The organism is Stenotrophomonas sp. NPDC078853 (assembly GCF_044901215.1).
Classification (GTDB): domain Bacteria; phylum Pseudomonadota; class Gammaproteobacteria; order Xanthomonadales; family Xanthomonadaceae; genus Stenotrophomonas; species Stenotrophomonas lacuserhaii.
This window is the reverse complement of the sequence record NZ_JBJDOQ010000014.1, coordinates 1-19,788: the sequence shown is the minus strand read 5'-3', so window position 1 is coordinate 19,788 and position 19,788 is coordinate 1. Positions and strand designations below refer to the sequence as shown.

Here is a 19,788-nt window from a genome sequence, read left to right as displayed (position 1 = left end):
CATTTAAAATGTGGAATATACGTAGAACCCGGTGGCAGACTGCGGTTGCAGTGCATTCAAGGCGGCACCTGACGCAGGGGACATTCCGGGACAACCGCCGCATCCAGGCGGACACGGGATGGGTGTCGGTGCCGATACATCCAGCGGCATTTCGTATCTTCCGATCATGATGATGGAGAACGTCCCTTGCACCCTCCCGCACCTTCCCGGCTTGCATTCAGCATCTCAGATCTCCTCCACTCGCGGGCCATGGCAGGCACCGCGCTGCTGCTGGTCACGCTCAATGCGAGTGCCGACTGCATCACCATCGGCACCAGCACGGTCTGCGACGCGGCCCCGCCCACGCCGTGGACCAGCACGCTGGGTACCGGCAGCAGCGCCACCGCAAGCGGCTCGGTACGACTGCTGGCCGGTGCGGTGGTCGATGTGGGCAACGCCGATGCCGTGGTGATGGGCGAAGGGGACGACCTGGTCGACCTCTCCGGGGCCATCATCGGCAATGTCGCCCAGGGCGGTGGCAACGACACCGCCATCCTGCGTGCGGGAGGCAGCATCAGCGGCACGTTGGCGCAGGGTGCCGGCAACGACCGGCTGGAGCTGCGGGGAGGTACGCTGACAGGCGCGGCCACGCAGGGCAGCGGTGACGATGTGGCGGCGATAAGTGCGGGCAGCCTCGCCTCGCTGGACCAGGGCGACGGTGCCGACAGCCTGCAGGTCAGCGGTGGCAGCATCACCGGCACCGTGCAGCAGGGCAACGGCATCGACAGCTTCCTGATGACCGATGGCAGCCTCGGGGCGCTGCTGCAGGGAGACAATTTCGATTCGTTCCGCATGACCGGTGGCCGCATCGTCGGGGCGTTCGAAGATGGCGACTACGCCGAAATGACCGGCGGTCGCATCGGCCGGGTCAACATGAAGCTGGACAACAACGTGTTCGACATGTCCGGCGGCACCATCGATGGCAACCTGGTCACCGGCTTCGGCCGCGACACGATCATCCTGTCCGATGGCTACATCGGCGGCAACATCAGTGTCAGTGGCGGCGATGACAGGGTGACCCTTACCGGCGGCACGGTGCGCGGCGAAATCCGCATGAGCGTGGGCAACGACGTCCTCGATTGGAGTGGTGGCGGGGTTGTGCACGACCTCATCGACATGGGCGAGGGCGACGACACCGCGCGTCTGTCCGACCTCAACGAATCGCACCTCGGCGCGGTGCCGCGGCTGGACGGAGGCAGCGGCACCGACGCGCTGGCGATGGACAACGTCAAGACCTCCGCAGTAGCGCGCTACACCGGCTGGGAACGCATCGCGCTGGCCAACGACAGCCAGATGACGTTCGATGGCACGTTGGTGCTGGGCGATGCGGGCACCGCCACCGGGGCGCTGGATATCGATGCCACCAGTGCGTTGTTTTCCAGCGGGGCGAACGGCGTATCCGCCTTCGCTGCCGGGTCGTTGGCAAGCGTGCTCAATGCCGGGCGCATCGACATGAGCAGCAATGATGCGCCCGGCGATGTGTTCACCATCAACGGCAACTACACCGGCAACGGCGGTGGCCTGTACCTCAACACCGTGCTGGGCGATGACAGCTCGGCCAGTGACCGCCTGGTGATCTCCGGTGGCGCCGGTACCGGCACCACCGGTATCGGCGTGATCAACGCCGGTGGCGCCGGCGGGGCGACGATCGCCGATGGCATCCTGCTGGTGCAGGCAGGCAACCGCGCCACCACCAGCGCGGAGGCCTTCGCGCTGTTCTCGCCGGTGGCTGCCGGTGCCTACGAGTACTTCCTGTTCAAGGGCGGCGTCAGCGGCGGCACCGCGGAAAACTGGTACCTGCGCTCGACCCTCGTGGCAAGCGCGGATCCTGCCCCGGCGCCCGCGCCGACCACACCGCCACTGCCGGAGCCGCCGCCGCCGGAAGACCTCGGCACGCCGCCCTCGGTCCTGCCGCCGGCGCCACCGCCGCCGCCCGATGTGCCGGTCGATCCGGGTGCGCCGGATCCGGACCCGGCGGCGCCCGAACCGGCACCGCCGGCACCGCCAGCGGAGCCGGAGCCGGTCGACCCGCCGGATCTTACCCCGCCGCCGCCGGTGCCCGATGAGGTCGCTGTGGTGCCCGGCCCGCTGGCCAGCCCGCCCACGCCCGGCGCGCGCCCGTCGCAGGCCGAGGTGACCCCGATCTACCGGCTGGAAACACCGGCGTACACGGTGGTTCCGTCGCTGCTGCGCACGGTATCGCAGGCCTCGCTGGGAACCTTCCACGAGCGCCAGGGCGAACAGCGCCTGCTGGCGGGCGAGGGCGTCGCGCGCGCCGCCTGGGGCCGCTTGATCGGCAGCAGCGAGGAGCAGCACTGGAACGGCGATGCGCTGACCGGCTTCGACGGCGACCTGCAGGGACTGCAGGCCGGCATCGATCTGCATGCCAGCGACGCTGGCACCCTCCGCAGCCAGTGGGGCGTATTCGTCGGCCGCACCCGCGCCACCGGGCGCATCACCGGCCTGGCGCTGGGCTGGGAGAACGTGCACGTGGGCCAGACCCGGCTGGATGACAAGCACGTGGGGCTGAGCTGGACGGGTGTCGGCACTGCCGGTGGCTACTTGGATGCGGTGGTGATGCAGAGCCGTTACCGCGGGCAGGCGTGGTCGACCCGCGGGCTGGGCATCGACGTCCGCGGCGATGGCACCAGTGCCTCGCTGGAAGCGGGCAAGCCGCTGCTGCGCCTGGGGCAGTCGTCGTGGTGGCTGGAACCGCAGCTGCAGGTCATCTGGCAGCGGCAGTCGCTGGACGATGCGGCCGACGCGGTGGCGGCGATCCGCTTCGGTGCCGACAACGCCTGGACCGGCCGTATCGGCCTGCGCCTGGCCGGCGATCATGGACTGGCCGACAACGGCTGGCAGCCGTATTTCACGCTCAATTACTGGAAGACCCTGGACGGTGACAACCGCGTGGACTTCGGCAGCAACCGCATCGTGGCGGGGCAGGAGACCAGCGCGTGGGAAGTCGGCGTGGGCGTGGTAGGGCGATTCAACCGCAACGTGAGCGCGTACGCAGTGGCTGATTACACGCGTGACCTGGAGGACCGCAACCGCGAACGCAGGAGCGTGGAGGGGAATATCGGCCTGCGCTTCGACTGGTGAGGCATTCCGCCGGGCACGGCCCGGCGTTGCCATGGGCATATCGGTAGCGCCGAGCCATGCTCGGCGGGATCCCCCAGCCATCGCGGTCCCGCCCTGCGTTCACGTATCATCCGGCTTCCTCTACATGGATGTAGCGCGATGGCCGGTAGGCATGCGTGGGTGGTTGCGATGATGCTGGTGCCTGCCGCCGCGCAGGCGGTGGACCTTCCTTCCGCCGAATCACAGGCGAAGATGCTTGACCTGATGGAACAGCGGGCGCTGTACCGCCAAGCCGTGGACTGGGAGGCCGCGCGCGCCGATATCGCCCGCGCGCACGGCGATCCCGCACGGGTGCGCTCCTTGCTGGATGCTGCCATCCAGCGCAGTTCAAAGGGCCATGGACGCTGGTTGGCCACCGACACCGTGCAGCTGCCCGTGCCGCTCGACGCGGTGCCTGGCGCGGGCACCGCAGCAGGGCGCGGCGGGCTGCCTGCCACGCTGGATCGCCGGCTTGGCTGGGTAGCGGTCGACCGCTTTTCCCCGGCCCTGGCCAGCTCCCCGGCCGAGCAGGCGCGGCAGTCGGTGCAGCGCGCGGTGGACCTGCAGCGGCGCGTGCGCGATGGCGATTCGAGCCCGCGCTGTGGTTGGATCGTCGACCTGCGCAACAACAGCGGCGGCAACATGTGGCCGATGCTGCTGGGCGTGGAGCCGCTGCTGCGGATCCCCGGCGATGGCATCCAGGTGCTTGGCATGCTGCGTGGCGCGGGGCCGAATGTGCCGTGGGAATCGCACGACGGCACGCTGATGGTGAAAGGCCGTCCCATGCTCGGGTTTGGCCAGGCCGGATACCGCCTGCGTGAGCCGGGCGGGCCGGTGGCCGTGCTGCTGGGAGAACGCACGGCCAGTTCCGGCGAAGCCACGGCGTTGGCCTTTCGTGGGCGTCCGGATTCGCGCAGCTTCGGCGCGCCGACCGCCGGCTTTGCCACCTCCAACTCCTCCATCCGCCTGCCCGATGGCACTCTTTTCCTGCTGACCGACACGCTGATGGCCGACCGCAATGGCGTGGGCGATGGTGGACCGATCGTGCCGGACCAGGTCACCGACGGCGATGCCGCGACGCTGGCCGCGGCCCAGCGTTGGCTGCTCTCGCAACCGGGCTGCGTCGCACAGGCCAAGGCGGCTCCGCGTGCTGGGTGAGGTCATCGGCGCGGGGCGGCGCCAGTCCACAGGATGACAACGTCACGGCCTGTTAAAGTCGCGGTATCGATCACGCGTGTCAGCACGCAACCAGGAGTAACCGTGGAAGCCGAAGCCCCCTTTGAACCGCTGAACGATCTGGAAGTGCGCCTGGTGCAGGCGCAGGACGGCACCCTGCAGGCGCCGGCGTTCCTGGACAGCCTGCTGGGCGACCAGGTGTTCGTGCTGCTGGACAAGCCGGTCGGCCCGGACGCGGACTGGGATGAATCGATCAATCCGCTGGTACTGACCAGCGAAGCGGACGAGCCGATGTTCGCGATCTTCTCCGCCGTCGAACGTGCCAGCGCGTGGAGCGAACAGTTGCCGCAGTTCGAGAACGCCCTGCAGGTGGAAGTGCGCTGGCTGCTGAGCGCGATTTCAGATGGCGTCGGCATCGTACTCAATCCCGGTTTCGACCTGGGCATGGAGATGATTCCCGATGCGGTGGTGCAGTTGAAGCAGCGCGCCGACGCGTTCACCCGCGGCGAAGCCCGCTGAGGATCGCCGCTGGCTGGCGCTGGCCGGTGCTGGCGGCTCAGCGTGCCGCCGCAATCGCTGCGATGCGCGCCCTGGCCAGCGCCTGGCCGATCGCCGGGCCCTGCAGGTGGGTGGTGTCCAGGACACGGGCCTGCACGGACAACGCAGCCTGGTGCAGGCGCTTGAGGGTTTCGGCCTGCGGGTAGTCGCCTTCTTCGAAGCCGAGCCGGCCGCGCTTGTCCGCTTCGCAGCACAGCGCGATGCGGGCGATGCGCTCCGGTCGTCGCAGCGCATCGCAGCGGCCCAGCAGCTCCAGTACGGTGGCATCGCGCAGCTCGTCGATGCGATGCACGTTGAGGTGCTCGCGGCATACGGCCTCGGCCAGCTGCTGGTGCTCGGCCGGTACCTTCAACCGCGCGCACAGCGCCTTCAGCGGCTTCAACCCTCGCTGCTCGTGCATGATGTGGCGCGGCCATTCTTGCTGGGGAGTCAGCGCCTTGCCCAGGTCGTGGGTGAGCGCGGCGAAGCCGACCAGATCATCGCCCGGTGCCAGTCGCGCGGCCATGTCGCTGACCATTTCCTGGTGCACGCCGGTATCCACCTCCGGGTGGTACTCCGCGCGCTGGGGCACGCCGTACAGCGCGTCCAGCTCGGGCAGGATCGGCGCCAGCGCGTGCGCATCGTGCAGCGTGCGCAGGAAGGCTGACGGACGCTCCGATGCCAGCGCACGACGCAGTTCCTGCCACACCCGTTCGGGCACCAGCGCGTCGAGCTCGCCACTGGCGGCGACATCGCGCATGAGTGCCATGGTTTCATCGGCGATGGTGAAGCCCAGTGGGGCGAAGCGGGCCATGAAGCGCGCCGCACGCAGCACCCTCAGGGGATCTTCCACGAAGGCCGGACCGACGTGGCGCAGCACGCGGTTCTCGATATCGTCGACACCGCCATACGGATCGACCAGGGTGCCGCTGTCTTCGTCGCAGGCAATCGCGTTGATGGTGAAATCGCGCCGCTGCAGGTCTTCTTCCAGCGTGACCGATGGATCGGCATCGACCACGAAGCCGCGGTAACCGCGGCCGGATTTGCGTTCGGTGCGGGCAAGGGCGTATTCCTCGCCTGTGTCCGGATGCAGGAACACGGGGAAGTCGCGCCCGACCGCCCGGAAGCCCTGGGCTTCCATCTGCGCGGGCGTGGCGCCGACCACCATCCAGTCGCGGTCACCGGCGGGGCGCTGCAGCAGGCGGTCGCGCACCGCGCCGCCGACGAGATAGATCTTCATGGCCCCCATGATACGGCGGGTTCGCCGCAGGTAGTGACGGCCGCTGGCCGTCACGCTTCTGCCTGCCGCTGCGCTCGCCGAGCATGGCTCGGCGCTACCCCGCCTTCGGTAGTGGCGGACACTGGCCGTCATTACCGGGCGCAGGTCAATCCGCCTTGGCAGCCGCCGCGGCGGTGCAGGTGAACTTCTTGCGGGTGTCCACCAGCTTGCCCATCAGGCGGTCGCTCAGCGGCAGCGCATCGCCGTTGAGGCGCCAGTCGTAGATCACGCTGAAGGCCAGCACGCGGGCCACGTACTCGCGGGTTTCCTTGTAGCTGATGGTCTCGATCCACAGGTCCGGATCAAAGCCCGGGCGCTGGGTCTGCCAGCGCGCCGTGGGCGTGGGACCGGCGTTGTACGCGGCGATGGTGACGTAGGGCAGGCCGTCGTACTTGTTCATCAGTTGGCGCAGGTAGGCGGTGCCGATGGCGATGTTGGTGTCCGGGTCGTACAGGCTGGCGGCCCCGCCGTAGGTGGTCAGCCCGATGTTCCTGGCGACCGCAGCGCCGGTGGTGGGCAGAACCTGCATCAGGCCCATGGCGTTGGCGGGCGAGCGCGCATTGGGGCTGAAGATGCTCTCGGCACGGATTTCCGCCGCCACCCAGGCCGGGTCGATCGCATTGCGTGCGGCCTCACGCCGGATGCTGCCGTCGTGATGCAGCGGGAAGCGCAGGTGGTACAGCCGCTGTTCGTCCGGCTGCTTGCCGAGGGAGAACACCGCGCGATCGAACCAACCGTTTTCCTGTGCCACTTCCACCGCCAGGCGGCGCTGGGTGTCGTCGAACTTGGCCAGCGCGCTGTTCCACTCCGCCGTTGCCCAGCTGGCGCGGTCGATGCGGTACAGCTCCATCGCACGCACGATGGCCGGATCACCCGACACGGCCGCACGCGCCGATGCACTGTCGTTGGGCTTCCACGGACACAGCATGTACGGCTGTTCCAGCTTGTCGGCGGCCAGGAAACCATGGAAGGTCGGCGAGCTGGCGGCGCGCGCGAATACCGGCTTGGCCTGCGCGGTCTGGCCGGTCTTTTCCAGCATGCGGGCTTCAAAATAGGTCCAGCGCGAGTCCGCCCGTTGGGTCGGGCCCATCTTGCGGATCGCGGCCAACGTGGCCGGCCAGTCACCGCGCGACATCGCCTCGCGCACGCGCCATTCGTGCAGGCGTTCGTCATACGCCGAATCCGGTACGGCGTTGAGCCGGCGCGCGGAATCGGGCAGGTAGGAGGCCACCGTCCACAGCGCGATCTGGTAGCGCACCTGGGCCTGCTGGTCCGCGCTCAGGCCCAGCGCCTGCGCGTACTGCGGCAGCTGCTGTTCGGTGGCGTCGGGATTGGCCTTGGCCAGCTTCTGCAGGCCATCGGTGGCAATGCGGCGGCTGCGTTCGTTGCGTGGCCAGTTCAGGGCCTTGGCACTGGGTGCATCGACAAAGGCGGCGTAATCGGTGGCCAGGGCGAGGTCGGCCGCGGGCAGGCCGCGCGCGGCGCTGCGCATCACCGCCGGCTGTCCGGCATCGGCGGCGGCGTCCACGCGCTCCCAGCGCAATGCGTCGGTCATGCCGCCCTGGGTCTGCAATACGGCGAACACCGCATCGCAGCCATCGGGCAGCGACTTGCCGGCCTTGCGCCACAGGTCCTGCGCCTCGCTCGTCCACTGCGCATCGGCCTTGCCGGTGGCTTGGCGCGCGGTCAGCTGGGCACAGCGCAGGCCGACGTTCTCAGTCGGGGCCCAGTTGGCCAGCAGGGTCGACCAGTCCTGGCGGCGTGCGACCGCCGGCAGCCACACGCTGCGGAACGTGGAGGCCACGGCCTGGCCGTCGTAGCGCTTGAGGAAGGCCTGGGCCTGGTCGTTGCTGACCGTTTCGATGTTGCGTCGCAGGTTGGCATATTCCAGCCAGCCGTAGGCCGGGTTGCGGCTCAGGGTGCCGGCCTGGGCCGCATTGAACTGGCCGCGCTCGGCATCGGCGATGGCCGCTTTAAGCTGCGCACGCTGGGCATCGGAGGACTGGGCAGAAGCCGGGGATACGGCAGGCAGCAGGGCAGCCAGCGCGATCAGGGACAGGGCAGGGCGAGAGTGTCGAGTCATCCGGGGAGCATAGCCGCTGACGCCTGAATTCTGCTGTTCACGTAACCGCGTCGGGTCTTGCCAGCCATCGCATCTCCCAAGTGGGTTTTGTGCAGCCGAGGTGAAAGCGAGGACCAGGTCACGCCGTATGTTTTACAAGTTGTTTACAACTAGGACGCTGTGTGATTTCCGCAGTTGATTAGCACGCCCATCTGGAGAGAGAGAAGCGAATGAACAACCTGCATTACCGCCCGTTGGCGGTCGCCGTATCCCTGTGCGTCGGCCTGATGTCCTCCGTCAGCGTCATGGCGCAGGAGACCCCTCGTGTCGCCACTGACCTGGATCGTGTTGAAGTGACCGGGTCGCGCATCAAGCGTGCCGAGGTCGAAGGCCATCTACCGATCCAGACCCTCACCCGCACTGAAATCGAACGCACCGGCCTGACCTCCATCGGCGAGGTGCTGCAGCAGCTCACCGGATCGGGCTCGGCGCTGAATGCCAAGTTCAACTCGTCGGGCAACTTCGGCTTCCCGCCCGATGGCAGCGGCGTAGGGGCCGGCTCGGCACAGGTTGATCTGCGTCACCTCGGCGCCAAGCGCGTGCTGGTGCTGGTTGACGGCATCCGCTGGGTCAACGAATCGTCCGCCTCCGGCGTCGGCTCGGCGACCGATCTGAACACCATTCCGCTGGCCATCGTCGAACGCATCGAAGTGCTGGAAGACGGCGCATCGTCGTTGTACGGCTCCGATGCCATCGCCGGTGTGGTCAACATCATCACCCGCCGCAATTTCGATGGCGCCCAGGTGACGATGAACTACGGCGAGTACAGCAAGGGCGATGGCACGCAGAAGGGCATCGACCTGGCCTGGGGCACGCAGGGCGACCGTTACAGTCTGTTCCTGGGAGCCAGCTATACCAAGCAGGATCCGGTGTATGCGAATACGCGCGACCAGTCACGCTTGCCGAAGCCGGGCACAGGGTTGTCGTTCGGCAGTGGCAGCATTCCGCAGGGGCGCTTCCAGTTCGTTGATCCCAACACCGGGGCGGCGCAGGATCTGGTCCCGAACGTGGGCTCGGGCACGCCGACCTACGACGGCAGCGCTGGCTGCAGCCGCACGGATGATTACCACTGCTTCACCAGCGCCGATCGATTCAACTACGCGCAGTACAACCTGCTGCTGACGCCCTCTGAGCGCAAGGGCATCTTTGGTCAGTTCCGCTTCGACATCACCGACAACATGCAGTGGTATGTGAAGGCGCTGGGCAACCGACGTGAATCGACCAACCAGGCCGCGCCGGAGCCACTCGGGTTGGGTCCCAACGCGGGTACTGGCAACGCGCTGGCGGACAACATCACCGTCTCGGCATTGAATCCCTACAACCCGTTCGGCTTCGATCTGGTTTCCTCTGACAACCTGCAGTTCATTGGCCGTCGCCCGGTGGAGGGCGGTGCGCGCGTGTTCGAGCAGGAGGTCACTACCAGCTACGTTGCAACGGGCCTGGTCGGTGACTTCGAAGCGGCTGACCGAAGCTGGTTCTGGGACGTCAACGGCATGTACAGCAAGAACAAGGCCGAGCAGACCAACTACGGCAGCTACAACATCTACAACGTAAATCTTGCGCTCGGCGATCCGGCGATCTGCGCGGCCACTCCCGGGTGCGTTCCGCTGGATATCTTCAGTGGGGAAGGCAGCATCACCCCCGCCATGCTGCAGTGGATCCAGCCGGTGGTACGCGACCGCAGCCAGAACGAGCTGAGCCTGTTCACTGCCAATCTGTCCAGCGAGCTGTTCACCCTGCCTGCCGGTCCGGTGGCCTTCGCCACGGGCTACGAGTACCGCAAGTACGAGGGCTCCTACCAGCCCGATCCACTGACCGTGATCGGCCATTACAACGGCGTTCCGTCACTGCCGACATCCGGCTCCTACGACGTCAACGAAGCCTATCTGGAGCTGAGCATCCCGATCTTCGCCAAGAGCGCGCTGGGCGAGAAGCTGGACCTGAGCCTGGCCGGACGTTACTCGGACTATTCCACCTTCGGTGGAGAGTTCACGCCGAAGTACGGCCTGCGCTGGCAGGTGACCGATGACTTCGTGCTGCGCACCAGCTATGCCGAAGGCTTCCGTGCGCCGTCGATCGGCGAACTGTACGGTTCGGCTGCGCGTGGGGATCTGGAGCTCTTCGATCCGTGCTCGATCGGCCTGGGCGGTGATGCACCGCGCGGCAATGCAGCGAACTGTGCTGCGCTCGGGGTGCCGGCCGGGTTCCAATCGGCCAATTCGCAGATCTCGGTGACCACCGGCGGCAATCTCGAGCTGGATCCGGAGCATTCGCGCAGCTTCAGTGCCGGCTTCGTGTGGAGCCCGTGGTTTGCCAACAACACCGAATGGTCCGAGCGCTTCGACGTGGAGGTGACGTTCTACCGCCATACCATCGAGGGCGCCATCCAGGCCATCAACGCGCAGACCCAGCTGGACCTGTGCGTGGATTCGCTGGACCCGCTGTACTGCAACGGCATCACCCGCGCCAACACCGGTGCGATCAGCAGCTTCAACAACCGCCTGACCAACCTCGGTTCGATCAAGACCGATGGCTGGGACGTGGACCTGTTCTACACCCTGCCGCAGACCGACATCGGTCAGTTCAAGCTGGGCTGGCAGAACACCTTCGTTGGCCGTTACGAGGCACTCGGCGCGGCCGGCCAGCGGCAGCCGCAGGAGCCGGGCGTGGAGGTGGCGGATAGTTCAATCCCGGAATGGACCAGCAATGCCAGCGTGTCGTGGGCGCTGGACAACTGGAATGCCTCGTGGACGGTGCGGCACATCTCCGAGCTCACTGAACAGTGCGGCGACGCCTCCGCCTTCCCGATCTGCAGTGACCAGGTCGCTGGTACCAACAAGCTGGCCGCCACCACCTTCCATGACATGCAGGTGGGCTACAAGGTGGACTGGATGAAGGGCCTGCAGCTGAGCCTGGGACTGAACAACGTGTTCGACAAGGATCCGCCGATCTGCCTGTCGTGCTCGTTGAACGGCTACGACGCTTCCACGTATGACATCCCGCGTGGACGTTACTGGTACGCAAGGGCGGACCTGCGCTTCTGATGCAGGAAGGGGCGGATCTTTCGATCCGCCCCTGCTCTACATCGGTGGGTGACGACCGTTGGTCGTCACTTGCCAGACTCAGAAGTTGTAGGTGAACGTCAGCGAGCCGTTACGCCCATCGCCATACGCGCCATACCCGTTGATTTGCGAGAAGTAGGTCTTGTCCAGCAGGTTGTTGAGGTTGGCCTGCACGCTGAACTCCGGCGAGAGGCGGTAGCGCACGAAGGCACTGACCAGCGCGTAGCCGTCCTGCTCGATGCGGCCGTAAGCCGGCACCGGGTAGTAGATGCCGTTCTGCCAGTTGGCACCACCACCCACGGTCAGTGCGGTCAGCGACTGCGGGGTGTAGCTGGTGAACAGCTTGATCGTGGTCTGCGGCAGGTTGGTGTTGATGTTGGCGTCGTTGATGTCCTTGGCCACGTAGCGCGACGCACCGAAGGTGGCATTCCAGCCCGGGGCCAGTTCACCGTTGAGCTCGAACTCGAAACCACGGCTCACCGTGCCGCGCGCGGCGACGTAGGCAAACTCGCCCGGGCGGCTGGGGATCGGCTCGCTGGTGACCTGCGCCACGTTGTCCTGTTCGATGCGGAAGGCCGCGACCGAGGCGTTCAGGCGATTGTCGAACCACGCACCCTTGACGCCGATCTCGTAGCTCTTGCCGTCCACCGGATCCAGGTAGCCGCCGCTACGGTCGCGCGCGGTCTGCGGCTGGAAGATCTCCGTGTAGCTGGCGTAGGTGGAGTAGGTGTCGTTGATGTCGAACACCAGGCCCGCGTAAGGCGTGGTGACCGTGTGCGAGCGGTCGTCGCCTTCGCCTTCACTCTTCCAGTCGGTGTAACGGGCGCCGAGGATCAGCTTGAGCGGATCGGCCAGTGACAGGCGCGTGGCGGCATAACCGGCCTTCTGGGTGATGGTGCCTTCGCTCTGCAACGGCAGGGTGGCCGCCCAGTTCGGCTCCGTGAAGCTGCCCACGCCGGCCAGATAGTTGTCCAGCGGCGCCCAGCCGACCTGGTAGTCGCCGTAATTGGCGAACTCGCGCTTGTTGTAGCTCAGGCCGGCCATGAACTGGTGCTCGCGGCCGAACAGCTGGAACGGGCCTTCCACGAAGCCGTCAACTGCGTTGACCTTGCGCTCGGTGTTGTAGAAACCGGCCGAGGGCGTCACGCCGGCGCCAGTGTTCCTGTCCAGCAGCGAGGCGCCGGTGGTCCAGTCGTTGTAGGCCGGGTAGAACAGCTTGTCGTCGGCCTTGGTGGTGTCATGCGTCGCGCCGAGCTTGACCTTCCAGTCGTTGGCGAAGGCATGTTCCAGCGTGGCGAACGCACGCTTGCTGGTGGTATCCCAGTAGGTCCAGCCCGGGTTGGCGCTGAACGATTCGTCAAACGGGGTCGGGCTGCCGTCGGAGAACAGCATCGGGAAGCCGCCCCAGGTCGCGCCGTTGGCGCGCTTCTGCTGGTAGTCGTAGCCCACGCTGAGCTGGGTGTCCGGGGTCAGGTCGGCATCGATCACCGCATAGCCCAGCGTCTTGTGCTGGTTGTAGCGGTCCATCTGCGATTCGGTGTCCAGGTAGCTGCCGATCACGCGCGCGCGCACCGAGCCACTGGCATTCAGCGGCGTGGTCACGTCCACGGTGCTGCGGGTACGGCCCCAGCTGCCAACGTTGACCGATACGTTGCCGGTCAGTTCGGCGCTGTCGGCGTGCTTGCGGATCAGGTTCACCGAAGCCGACGGATTGCCGGCGCCGCTCAGCAGGCCGGTCGCGCCGCGGACCACTTCCACGCGGTCGTACAGGGCCAGGTCCAGGCCCGAATCGCCGTAGCTCCAGTTCTGCACCATCTGGGTGGGCAGCCCGTCGAACTGGTAACTGTCGATGTAGAAGCCACGCGCGTAGAACTCGGTGCGCTCGGTGTCGGACTGGGTGCTGCTGACGCCGGTGGTGTTGGCCAGCACGTCGATGATGTCGTCGAGGTTCTGGTCCTCGATGCGCTGGTGGCTGATGATGCTGACCGACTGCGGAATCTCGCGCGGGGCCAGGTCGAAGCGCGTGCCGGCCGAGGTGCGGCGGACCGAATACCCTTCGGCGCGCTCACCCTTGACCACGATGCCATCCAGCGTGGTGGCGGCGCTGCCATCGGGCGTGTCGGTGTTCTGCGCGAACGCAGGTGCGGCAGCCAGGCTGCACAGGGCAACCATCAGGGCCTGCGGCAGGCGGCGCAGGGCGAGAGGGGCGGGACGGGTCATCGGCATCAACCAGGCAGGTCGCTACAGGCGCCTGGCCGGGGATCCCTGGTGGCCAGGCGGAGCGGGAAGTGGGGAAGAGCTAAGGCGCGTCCGCACCATCCTGTGCGATCACGATCACACTATGATAATGGGACTGATTCGCATCTTCAATGGCAGAAAAAGGGGACGGAGGGGATTAAGTCGTTTTCGGCTCGCTTGCTTGGCCGAAAACGACTTAATCCCCTCCGTCCCCTTTTTCAGCGCAGCGCGCTGGCCGGGACGTCGATCGACATGGCCAGCGCCAGGTGATCGGAGAACGCCGCGGGGACGGCTTCGATGCTGCGCTGCTGCAGGTTGCTGCTGACCAGGATGTGGTCGATGGCCCGGTCCGGGCGCCAGCTGGGGAAGGTGGGCACTACGCAGCCGGGGGGCTGCAGGGTGGTCTTCTGGTACAGCACCTGCATTTCCGGGCGTTCGGCCAGGCAGTTGAAGTCGCCCATCAGCACTGCGTTGGGGTGGTCGGACAGCATCTCGGCGATGAACGACAGCTGCGACAGCCGCGACCCGGCGCCAAGCGAAAGATGCGCCACGGCCACCGCCAGCCCGTCGGCACCATCGCCGAACTTGGCCAGCAGCACGCCGCGCCCGCCGATCCGGCCGGGCAGGGCGTGGTCCTGCACTTCCACCGGTTCCAGCCGGCTCAGCAGGCCGTTGGCCGAGGAGGCCACCCCGCCCATGCGCCGGTTCGGCTGATGGCTCCAGTAATTGAAGCCAGCGCGTTCGGCCAGGTAGTGGGTCTGGTTGGTGAAGCCCGAGCGCAGGCTGCCCGGGTCGGCTTCCTGCAGGCCGACGATGTCGTGCCCGCGGGCCAGCGTGGCGATCGCATCCAGGCTGCTGCGCTTGCGACCCGCCGGCAGCGCATGTGACCAGCTGCGGGTCACATAGTCGCTGTAACGGCGGGTGCTCGAGCCGGCCTGGATATTGGCCGTCAGCAGGCGCAGGGTGCGTGATGTGGGGGAATTCACGACGGAATGCGCTTGTCCAGGATCAGTTGCCGGCCTTGGCCGCACGCTCACGCGCGATCAGGTGGTCGGCGATGCGCAGGTAGTCCGGGAAGGAGTTGCCCTTCACCAGGTACTTGCCGTTGATGATCAGCGACGGCGTGCCGGAGATCTTGCTGCGCTGGGCGAACTGCTTGGCGGCGTTGGTCTTGGCATTGACTGCGAAGCTGCTCATCGCGGCGCTGAACTGCTTGGCATCCACGCCATGCTTGCCGTAGAAGGCGGCGATGTCATCGACCGAATCACGGCCGCGCTCGCCCTTCAGGGTCTGCTCGGCGTGGATGGCGGCGTAGACGGCTTCATGGGTCTTCTCCTGCACGCCCAGGGTCTGCGCAGCGTAGAACGCACGCGCATAGTCGTCCCAGGTGCCGCCGAACATGGCCGGCACGTAGATGAAGTTCACATCACCCGGCAGGCCGGCCTTCCACGGGCCCACCAGCGGCTGGAACGCCGCACAGGCCGGGCAGACGTAGCCGAAGATCTCGACCACTTCGACCTTGCCTGCCACCGGCTGGAACGGTTGGCCGTTCTCGATCACCACGTAGTCGGTGCCGGCCACCGGTTCCGGACCGGTCAGGCGCATCGGCGCATCGTTGGCGGCCGCCGGTGCGGCTTCGCTGCCCGCCGCCTGCTCGGTGCCGGCAGCCTGTTCACTGGTGGCCGGTGCGGCGGCATCGGCTGCCGGAGCGGTTTCGGCGGCCGGGGTGGCTTCGGTCGGTGCTGCGACATTGGCGGTGCCGTCGTCGGCCTTGCAGGCAGCGAGGACGGGCAGCAGGGCCAGCAGGGTCAGGGCGAAACGGGTCTTCATCAAAGCTTCTCCAGCAATGGTTGAGGCCGGCGTCGAGCGCCAGCCAGGAACGAATGATGACACGCAGGTGCATGGGCACCGCGTGTGGATGGCATGTGGTTCAGCGGGCCTTGCCGGAGCGGGCCTGTGCGATCAGTGCCGAGGCGATGCGCAGCTGGTCTTCGGCACTGTTGCCCTTGACCAGGAACTGGCCGTTGATGACCAGGCTGGGCGTGCCCGGAACCCGGGTGCGACGGGCGAAATCGCGCGCGGCGCTGACCTTGGCCTGCACCGCCTCGCTCTTCAGCGCGGCCACGTAGGCGGCCTCGGTTACGCCGTATTGCTTGTAGAAGGTCGCCAGTTCGTCGGCCGATACGTTCTGCATCGGCAGGCTGCGATCTTCGTGCAGGGCCTTGAACACCGCGCCGTGGCTGCGCTTGGCGACGCCCAGCTGGTCGGCGGCGTAGTAGGCGGTGGCCCACGCATCCCACGGCCCGCCGAAGGCGGCCGGAACGGGGGTGAAGCGCACGTCCTTGGGCAGCTTGGCGACCCAGGCGACCAGCTGCGGTTCGAAGTGCGCGCAGTGCGAGCACGTATAGCCGAACACTTCGACGACCTCGATCCTGCCGGCCAGCGGCTGGAACGGGCCGGGCTGGGCGATGCGCTCGTAATCGCGACCTTCCTGCAGGTCGGTCGCGGCGGGCGCGGCGGACAGGGCCAGCGGCAGCAACGCCAGCAGGGACAGCAACAGACGGGGAATCAACCTCATCGACACGCATCTCCATGAAAACAGTCGCCGGCGGGTGCCGGCGCGGAGATGAACATACCTCAGCCAGCGCCTGCGGGGGATACCGCAGGTGATCGACGGTCGTCAGGGAGCAGCGGTCGGCGCCGTTGCGGTGGCCTGCGCGGCGACATCGTCGGCGCGGTCGTGCAGGCCCTGCAGGTAACTGCCCAGCGCCTGGATTTCCTGCTCGGTGAGCTTGGATGCCACGCTGGCCATGATCTGGAAGTGGGTCTTGTCCGTCTCCCCGGTGCGGCCGGCCTGGTACTCCTGCAGGCGACGGGACACATAGCTGGCGTGCTGGCCGCCGATGTGCGGATAGGCGGGGCCGGGGTTGCCCGCGCCGGTCGGGCCGTGGCAGGCCATGCAGGCCGGCAGCCCGCGCGCCACGTCGCCGCCGCGATACAGTTGCTGGCCTATCTCGTGAAATTTCAGGCCTTTGTAGGGGCCATCGGCGACGACGGTGTCATCGGCGATCCCTGCGGCGCCCTTCTGGGTGGCGAAGAACGCGCCGATATCCCGCATGTCCTGTGCAGTGAGATCCTTGACGAAAGGCACCATGGCAACCGCCGCGCCCGAGGTGCGTTGCCCGGTGGCGATCAGTGCCATCTGCTGGGCGGAATAGCGTTCGCTCTGCCCGGCGATGCGGGGATACATCTCGATGCTCGCGTTGCCATCGGCGCCATGGCAGGCCGCGCAGGCGGCGGCCTTGGTCTGGCCGGCCTTGGCATCGCCCCATTGGGTCTTGCTGAAGTCGATTTCCAGCGATGCGGTCTGGATCGGGCCGTTGTCCGGCAGCGGGGTGATGCTGGTCTGCGCCCAGGCGGCAGCGCCCAGGATGGATATGGCGACAGCGGAAACGGCAATAACGCGAGCGTGGCGCATGCTAAAGCTCCGTTCTGGTCCGGCCAGGCCCTCCGCCCGGATACGCCGGATTATCAACGCCGGTTCATGGCACGGTCAAACAATGGTCGGGCGCGCGGCAGCGCAACATGCGATCCTATGCGCCATGTCTCTTCTCATCGAACGCGCGCACTACTTCGTTTCGGCCCACAACATGCGGCAGCTGCCGCCTGATGAAGGTGCCGAAGTGGCGTTTGCCGGCCGCTCCAACGCCGGCAAGTCCAGTGCCCTGAACGCCCTTACCCGCCAGAACGCGCTGGCCCGTGTGTCCAAGACCCCCGGTCGTACCCAGCAGCTGGTGTTCTTCCGGGTCACCCCCGAAGCGCACCTGGTGGATCTGCCCGGCTACGGCTACGCCAAAGTGCCGCTGGACCTGCAGGCGCACTGGCAGGCCTTCATCGACCAGTACTTCCGCACCCGGCAAGCCTTGCGCGGCCTGGTGGTGGTGATGGACATCCGTCATCCGCTGAAGGAATACGACCGGCAGATGCTGTCCTATGCGGTGCAGCGCGGCCTGCCGGCGCATGCGTTGCTGACCAAGGCCGACAAGCTCAGCCGCAGCCAGCAGATGATCTCGTTGAACAAGGTCAAGAAGGAATTGCACGAGGCCTTCGGCGATACCGTCGGCGTGCAGGTGTTCTCCGGCGAAAGCCGGCTGGGCGTGGACGAAGCGCGCGGCATCATCGGCGGCTGGCTGGGTCTCTGACCCCGGCGCGGTAGTTTTGATGGGTGACGACCGTTGGTCTTGGTGGGTGACGACCGTTGGTCTTAGTGGGTGACGACCGTTGGTCTTAGTGGGTGACGACCGTTGGTCGTCACGCTTGTGCCTGCCGCTGCGCTCGCCGAGCATGGCTCGGCGCTACCGGTCCTCGACCCCGCCCGGGTCCGCTGGCCGTCTGCTTCGGCGGTTGGCAGGCAACGACCGTTGGTCTTCGTGGGTGACGACCGTTGGTCGTCACGCTTGTGCCTGCCGCCGCGCGCGCCGGCACAACCCTCGACACGCATGTCGGAATCGGCCATGGCGGTCGGGACGAACGTCATCCCTCGAGTGTACGGGGGTCAAGCCCCCGCCGGTGGGATGCTGAAGTCCGTCACGGGGGCGTGACGCAGGCAGGCCTCACGCTATAGTGCGCCCTTGTGATGACGGGGTCGCAGCCCCATTCCATCCGCCACCCCACCAGCGAGCCTGTCCCTTGTCGAGCCCCAGCCACGTCGCGCAGACGCCCATCACTGACCGTTCGCAGCTGGTGGAGGTGATCGCCTCGGGAGAGAAGCCGCGCGCCGCCTGGCGCATCGGTACCGAGCATGAAAAATTCGGCTTCCGGCTGGACGACCTGCGTGCGCCTACCTTCGACGGTGATCGCGGTATCGAAGCACTGCTGCAGGGCCTGCAGCGGTTCGGCTGGGAAGCGGTGCAGGAAAAAGGCCGCACCATCGCCCTGCTGCGCGATGGCGCTTCGGTGACGCTGGAACCGGCTGGCCAGCTGGAATTGTCCGGCGCGGCAGTGGAAACCATCCACCACACCTGCGTGGAGACCGGCACCCATCTCAATGAAGTGGCCCAGGTAGCCGGTGAGCTGCAGCTGGGCTTCCTCGGCATGGGCTTCCAGCCCAAGTGGACGCGCGATGAGATGCCGTGGATGCCGAAGGGCCGCTACCAGATCATGAAGAACTACATGCCCAAGGTCGGCTCGCTCGGCCTGGACATGATGACCCGCACCTGCACGGTGCAGGTCAACCTGGATTACGCATCCGAAGCGGACATGGTGAAGAAGTTCCGCGTGTCGCTGGCACTGCAGCCGATCGCCACCGCGCTGTTCGCCGATTCGCCGTTCACCGAAGGCAAGCCGAACGGCTACCTCAGCTATCGCTCGCACATCTGGACCGATACCGATGGCGACCGCACCGGCATGCTGGACTTCGTGTTCGAGGACGGCTTCGGTTACGAGCGCTACGTGGATTACCTGCTCGATGTGCCGATGTATTTCTCTTACCGCGATGGCGTGTACCACGATGCCAGCGGCCAGAGCTTCCGCGATTTCATGGCCGGCAGGCTTCCGGTGCTGCCGGGCCAGCTGCCGACCCTGACCGATTGGGCCGACCACATGACCACCGCCTTCCCGGAAGTGCGGTTGAAGAAGTACCTGGAAATGCGCGGCGCCGACGGGGGCCCGTGGAGTCGCCTGTGCGCGCTGCCGGCCTTCTGGGTGGGCCTGCTGTATGACGACGAGGCCCTGGATGCAGCCTGGGACCTGGTGCGTGATTTCACCCTGGTCGAGCGCCACGCGCTGCGCGATGGCGTGCCCAAGCATGCGATGAACCTGCCGTTCCGCAACGGCACGGTGCGTGATCTTTCGCGCGAGGCGGTGAAGATCGCGGTGGGCGGCCTGAAGCGCCGCGCTGCGTTGAACGCAGATGGCATGGATGAAAGCCATTACCTGGACGTGCTGCAGGAAATCGTCGAGTCCGGCCTGACGCCGGCCGAGCGCAAGCTGGCGCTGTTCCATGGGCGCTGGAATGGCGACGTGGACCACGTGTTCCGCGAATTCGCGTACTGATCGTTGCGGCGAACGGCGGAGCCCTTCGTGGTGGGTCGCTGGAAGCGGCTTACGGGGGCTGGACCGGGCCGGGCGGGAGGGGTTGGTGGGGGACGGCAGAAGCCGCTCCTGCGGGCCTCGTTTCGCGCCATCCATGGCGCTAAACGCCCCCACCAACCCCT

Annotated in this window: 13 protein-coding genes; 6 read left to right on the top strand and 7 right to left on the bottom strand. The window is 66.8% G+C overall.

All coding sequences use genetic code 11. The features are described 5' to 3' along the window. Positions 1–249: 249 nt before the first annotated feature. From ACI2JH_RS14275 to ACI2JH_RS14265, 3 genes are all read left to right on the top strand, one after another. On the top strand, positions 250–3,141 hold the full coding sequence (locus tag ACI2JH_RS14275) for an autotransporter outer membrane beta-barrel domain-containing protein (RefSeq protein ID WP_182657310.1): 2,892 nt from the start codon (positions 250–252) through the stop codon (positions 3,139–3,141). A gap of 138 nt (positions 3,142–3,279) precedes the next feature. Next, the gene (locus ACI2JH_RS14270) at positions 3,280–4,317 is read left to right on the top strand and encodes a S41 family peptidase (protein WP_182657309.1); all 1,038 of its coding nucleotides are present in this window, start codon (positions 3,280–3,282) and stop codon (positions 4,315–4,317) included. Positions 4,318–4,419: 102 nt separating this feature from the next. After that, entirely contained in the window at positions 4,420–4,854 is a 435-nt protein-coding gene (locus ACI2JH_RS14265; RefSeq protein WP_042614147.1) for an SseB family protein, read from the top strand. A 37-nt stretch (positions 4,855–4,891) separates the two neighbouring features. Here ACI2JH_RS14265 and ACI2JH_RS14260 read toward each other — a convergent pair whose 3' ends face one another. Together ACI2JH_RS14260 and ACI2JH_RS14255 are read right to left on the bottom strand one after the other, a co-directional pair. Further along, positions 4,892–6,112: a multifunctional CCA addition/repair protein gene (locus ACI2JH_RS14260; RefSeq protein WP_404736537.1), complete on the bottom strand. Its 1,221-nt coding sequence runs from the start codon at positions 6,110–6,112 to the stop codon at positions 4,892–4,894. 145 nt (positions 6,113–6,257) lie between these two features. After that, positions 6,258–8,234 (bottom strand): transglycosylase SLT domain-containing protein, encoded by a 1,977-nt coding sequence (locus ACI2JH_RS14255; protein ID WP_182657308.1) that lies wholly within the window; start codon positions 8,232–8,234, stop codon positions 6,258–6,260. 209 nt (positions 8,235–8,443) lie between these two features. Here ACI2JH_RS14255 and ACI2JH_RS14250 point away from each other — a divergent pair, with 209 nt between their 5' ends. Next, on the top strand, positions 8,444–11,317 hold the full coding sequence (locus ACI2JH_RS14250; RefSeq protein WP_182657307.1) for a TonB-dependent receptor: 2,874 nt from the start codon (positions 8,444–8,446) through the stop codon (positions 11,315–11,317). Positions 11,318–11,395: 78 nt separating this feature from the next. Here ACI2JH_RS14250 and fhuE read toward each other — a convergent pair whose 3' ends face one another. The 5 genes from fhuE to ACI2JH_RS14225 all read right to left on the bottom strand — a co-directional run bounded on the left by fhuE (position 11,396) and on the right by ACI2JH_RS14225 (position 17,051). Beyond that, on the bottom strand, positions 11,396–13,555 hold the full coding sequence (gene fhuE / locus ACI2JH_RS14245; RefSeq protein WP_182657306.1) for a ferric-rhodotorulic acid/ferric-coprogen receptor FhuE: 2,160 nt from the start codon (positions 13,553–13,555) through the stop codon (positions 11,396–11,398). A 236-nt stretch (positions 13,556–13,791) separates the two neighbouring features. Then, on the bottom strand, positions 13,792–14,529 hold the full coding sequence (locus ACI2JH_RS14240) for an endonuclease/exonuclease/phosphatase family protein (RefSeq protein ID WP_191769632.1): 738 nt from the start codon (positions 14,527–14,529) through the stop codon (positions 13,792–13,794). A gap of 52 nt (positions 14,530–14,581) precedes the next feature. Then, positions 14,582–15,403, bottom strand: a complete 822-nt coding sequence (locus tag ACI2JH_RS14235) for a thiol:disulfide interchange protein DsbA/DsbL (RefSeq protein WP_182657305.1) — start codon at positions 15,401–15,403, stop codon at positions 14,582–14,584. Positions 15,404–15,503: 100 nt separating this feature from the next. Continuing rightward, positions 15,504–16,151 (bottom strand): thiol:disulfide interchange protein DsbA/DsbL, encoded by a 648-nt coding sequence (locus tag ACI2JH_RS14230; RefSeq protein ID WP_101098947.1) that lies wholly within the window; start codon positions 16,149–16,151, stop codon positions 15,504–15,506. A gap of 102 nt (positions 16,152–16,253) precedes the next feature. Beyond that, positions 16,254–17,051: a c-type cytochrome gene (locus ACI2JH_RS14225; protein WP_404736536.1), complete on the bottom strand. Its 798-nt coding sequence runs from the start codon at positions 17,049–17,051 to the stop codon at positions 16,254–16,256. A gap of 124 nt (positions 17,052–17,175) precedes the next feature. On the opposite strand from ACI2JH_RS14225, the gene yihA reads away from it, so the two are divergent. Together yihA and ACI2JH_RS14215 are read left to right on the top strand one after the other, a co-directional pair. After that, the gene (gene yihA, locus ACI2JH_RS14220) at positions 17,176–17,775 is read left to right on the top strand and encodes a ribosome biogenesis GTP-binding protein YihA/YsxC (protein WP_042614138.1); all 600 of its coding nucleotides are present in this window, start codon (positions 17,176–17,178) and stop codon (positions 17,773–17,775) included. A 487-nt stretch (positions 17,776–18,262) separates the two neighbouring features. Next, positions 18,263–19,627 carry a glutamate--cysteine ligase gene (locus ACI2JH_RS14215; RefSeq protein WP_320504806.1) on the top strand — a complete coding sequence of 455 codons (1,365 nt, stop codon included), beginning with the start codon at positions 18,263–18,265 and terminating at the stop codon, positions 19,625–19,627. Positions 19,628–19,788: the final 161 nt, after the last annotated feature.

Excerpts from the sequence above, each read along its gene's own strand:
- ACI2JH_RS14235 (WP_182657305.1), bottom strand. The coding sequence starts at position 15,403 with ATGAAGACCCGTTTCGCCCTGACCCTGCTGGCCCTGCTGCCCGTCCTC.
- fhuE (WP_182657306.1), bottom strand. The coding sequence starts at position 13,555 with ATGACCCGTCCCGCCCCTCTCGCCCTGCGCCGCCTGCCGCAGGCCCTG.
- ACI2JH_RS14260 (WP_404736537.1), bottom strand. The coding sequence starts at position 6,112 with ATGAAGATCTATCTCGTCGGCGGCGCGGTGCGCGACCGCCTGCTGCAG.
- ACI2JH_RS14225 (WP_404736536.1), bottom strand. The coding sequence starts at position 17,051 with ATGCGCCACGCTCGCGTTATTGCCGTTTCCGCTGTCGCCATATCCATC.
- yihA (WP_042614138.1), top strand. The coding sequence starts at position 17,176 with ATGTCTCTTCTCATCGAACGCGCGCACTACTTCGTTTCGGCCCACAAC.
- ACI2JH_RS14255 (WP_182657308.1), bottom strand. The coding sequence starts at position 8,234 with ATGACTCGACACTCTCGCCCTGCCCTGTCCCTGATCGCGCTGGCTGCC.
- ACI2JH_RS14230 (WP_101098947.1), bottom strand. The coding sequence starts at position 16,151 with ATGAGGTTGATTCCCCGTCTGTTGCTGTCCCTGCTGGCGTTGCTGCCG.
- ACI2JH_RS14270 (WP_182657309.1), top strand. The coding sequence starts at position 3,280 with ATGGCCGGTAGGCATGCGTGGGTGGTTGCGATGATGCTGGTGCCTGCC.
- ACI2JH_RS14250 (WP_182657307.1), top strand. The coding sequence starts at position 8,444 with ATGAACAACCTGCATTACCGCCCGTTGGCGGTCGCCGTATCCCTGTGC.
- ACI2JH_RS14275 (WP_182657310.1), top strand. The coding sequence starts at position 250 with ATGGCAGGCACCGCGCTGCTGCTGGTCACGCTCAATGCGAGTGCCGAC.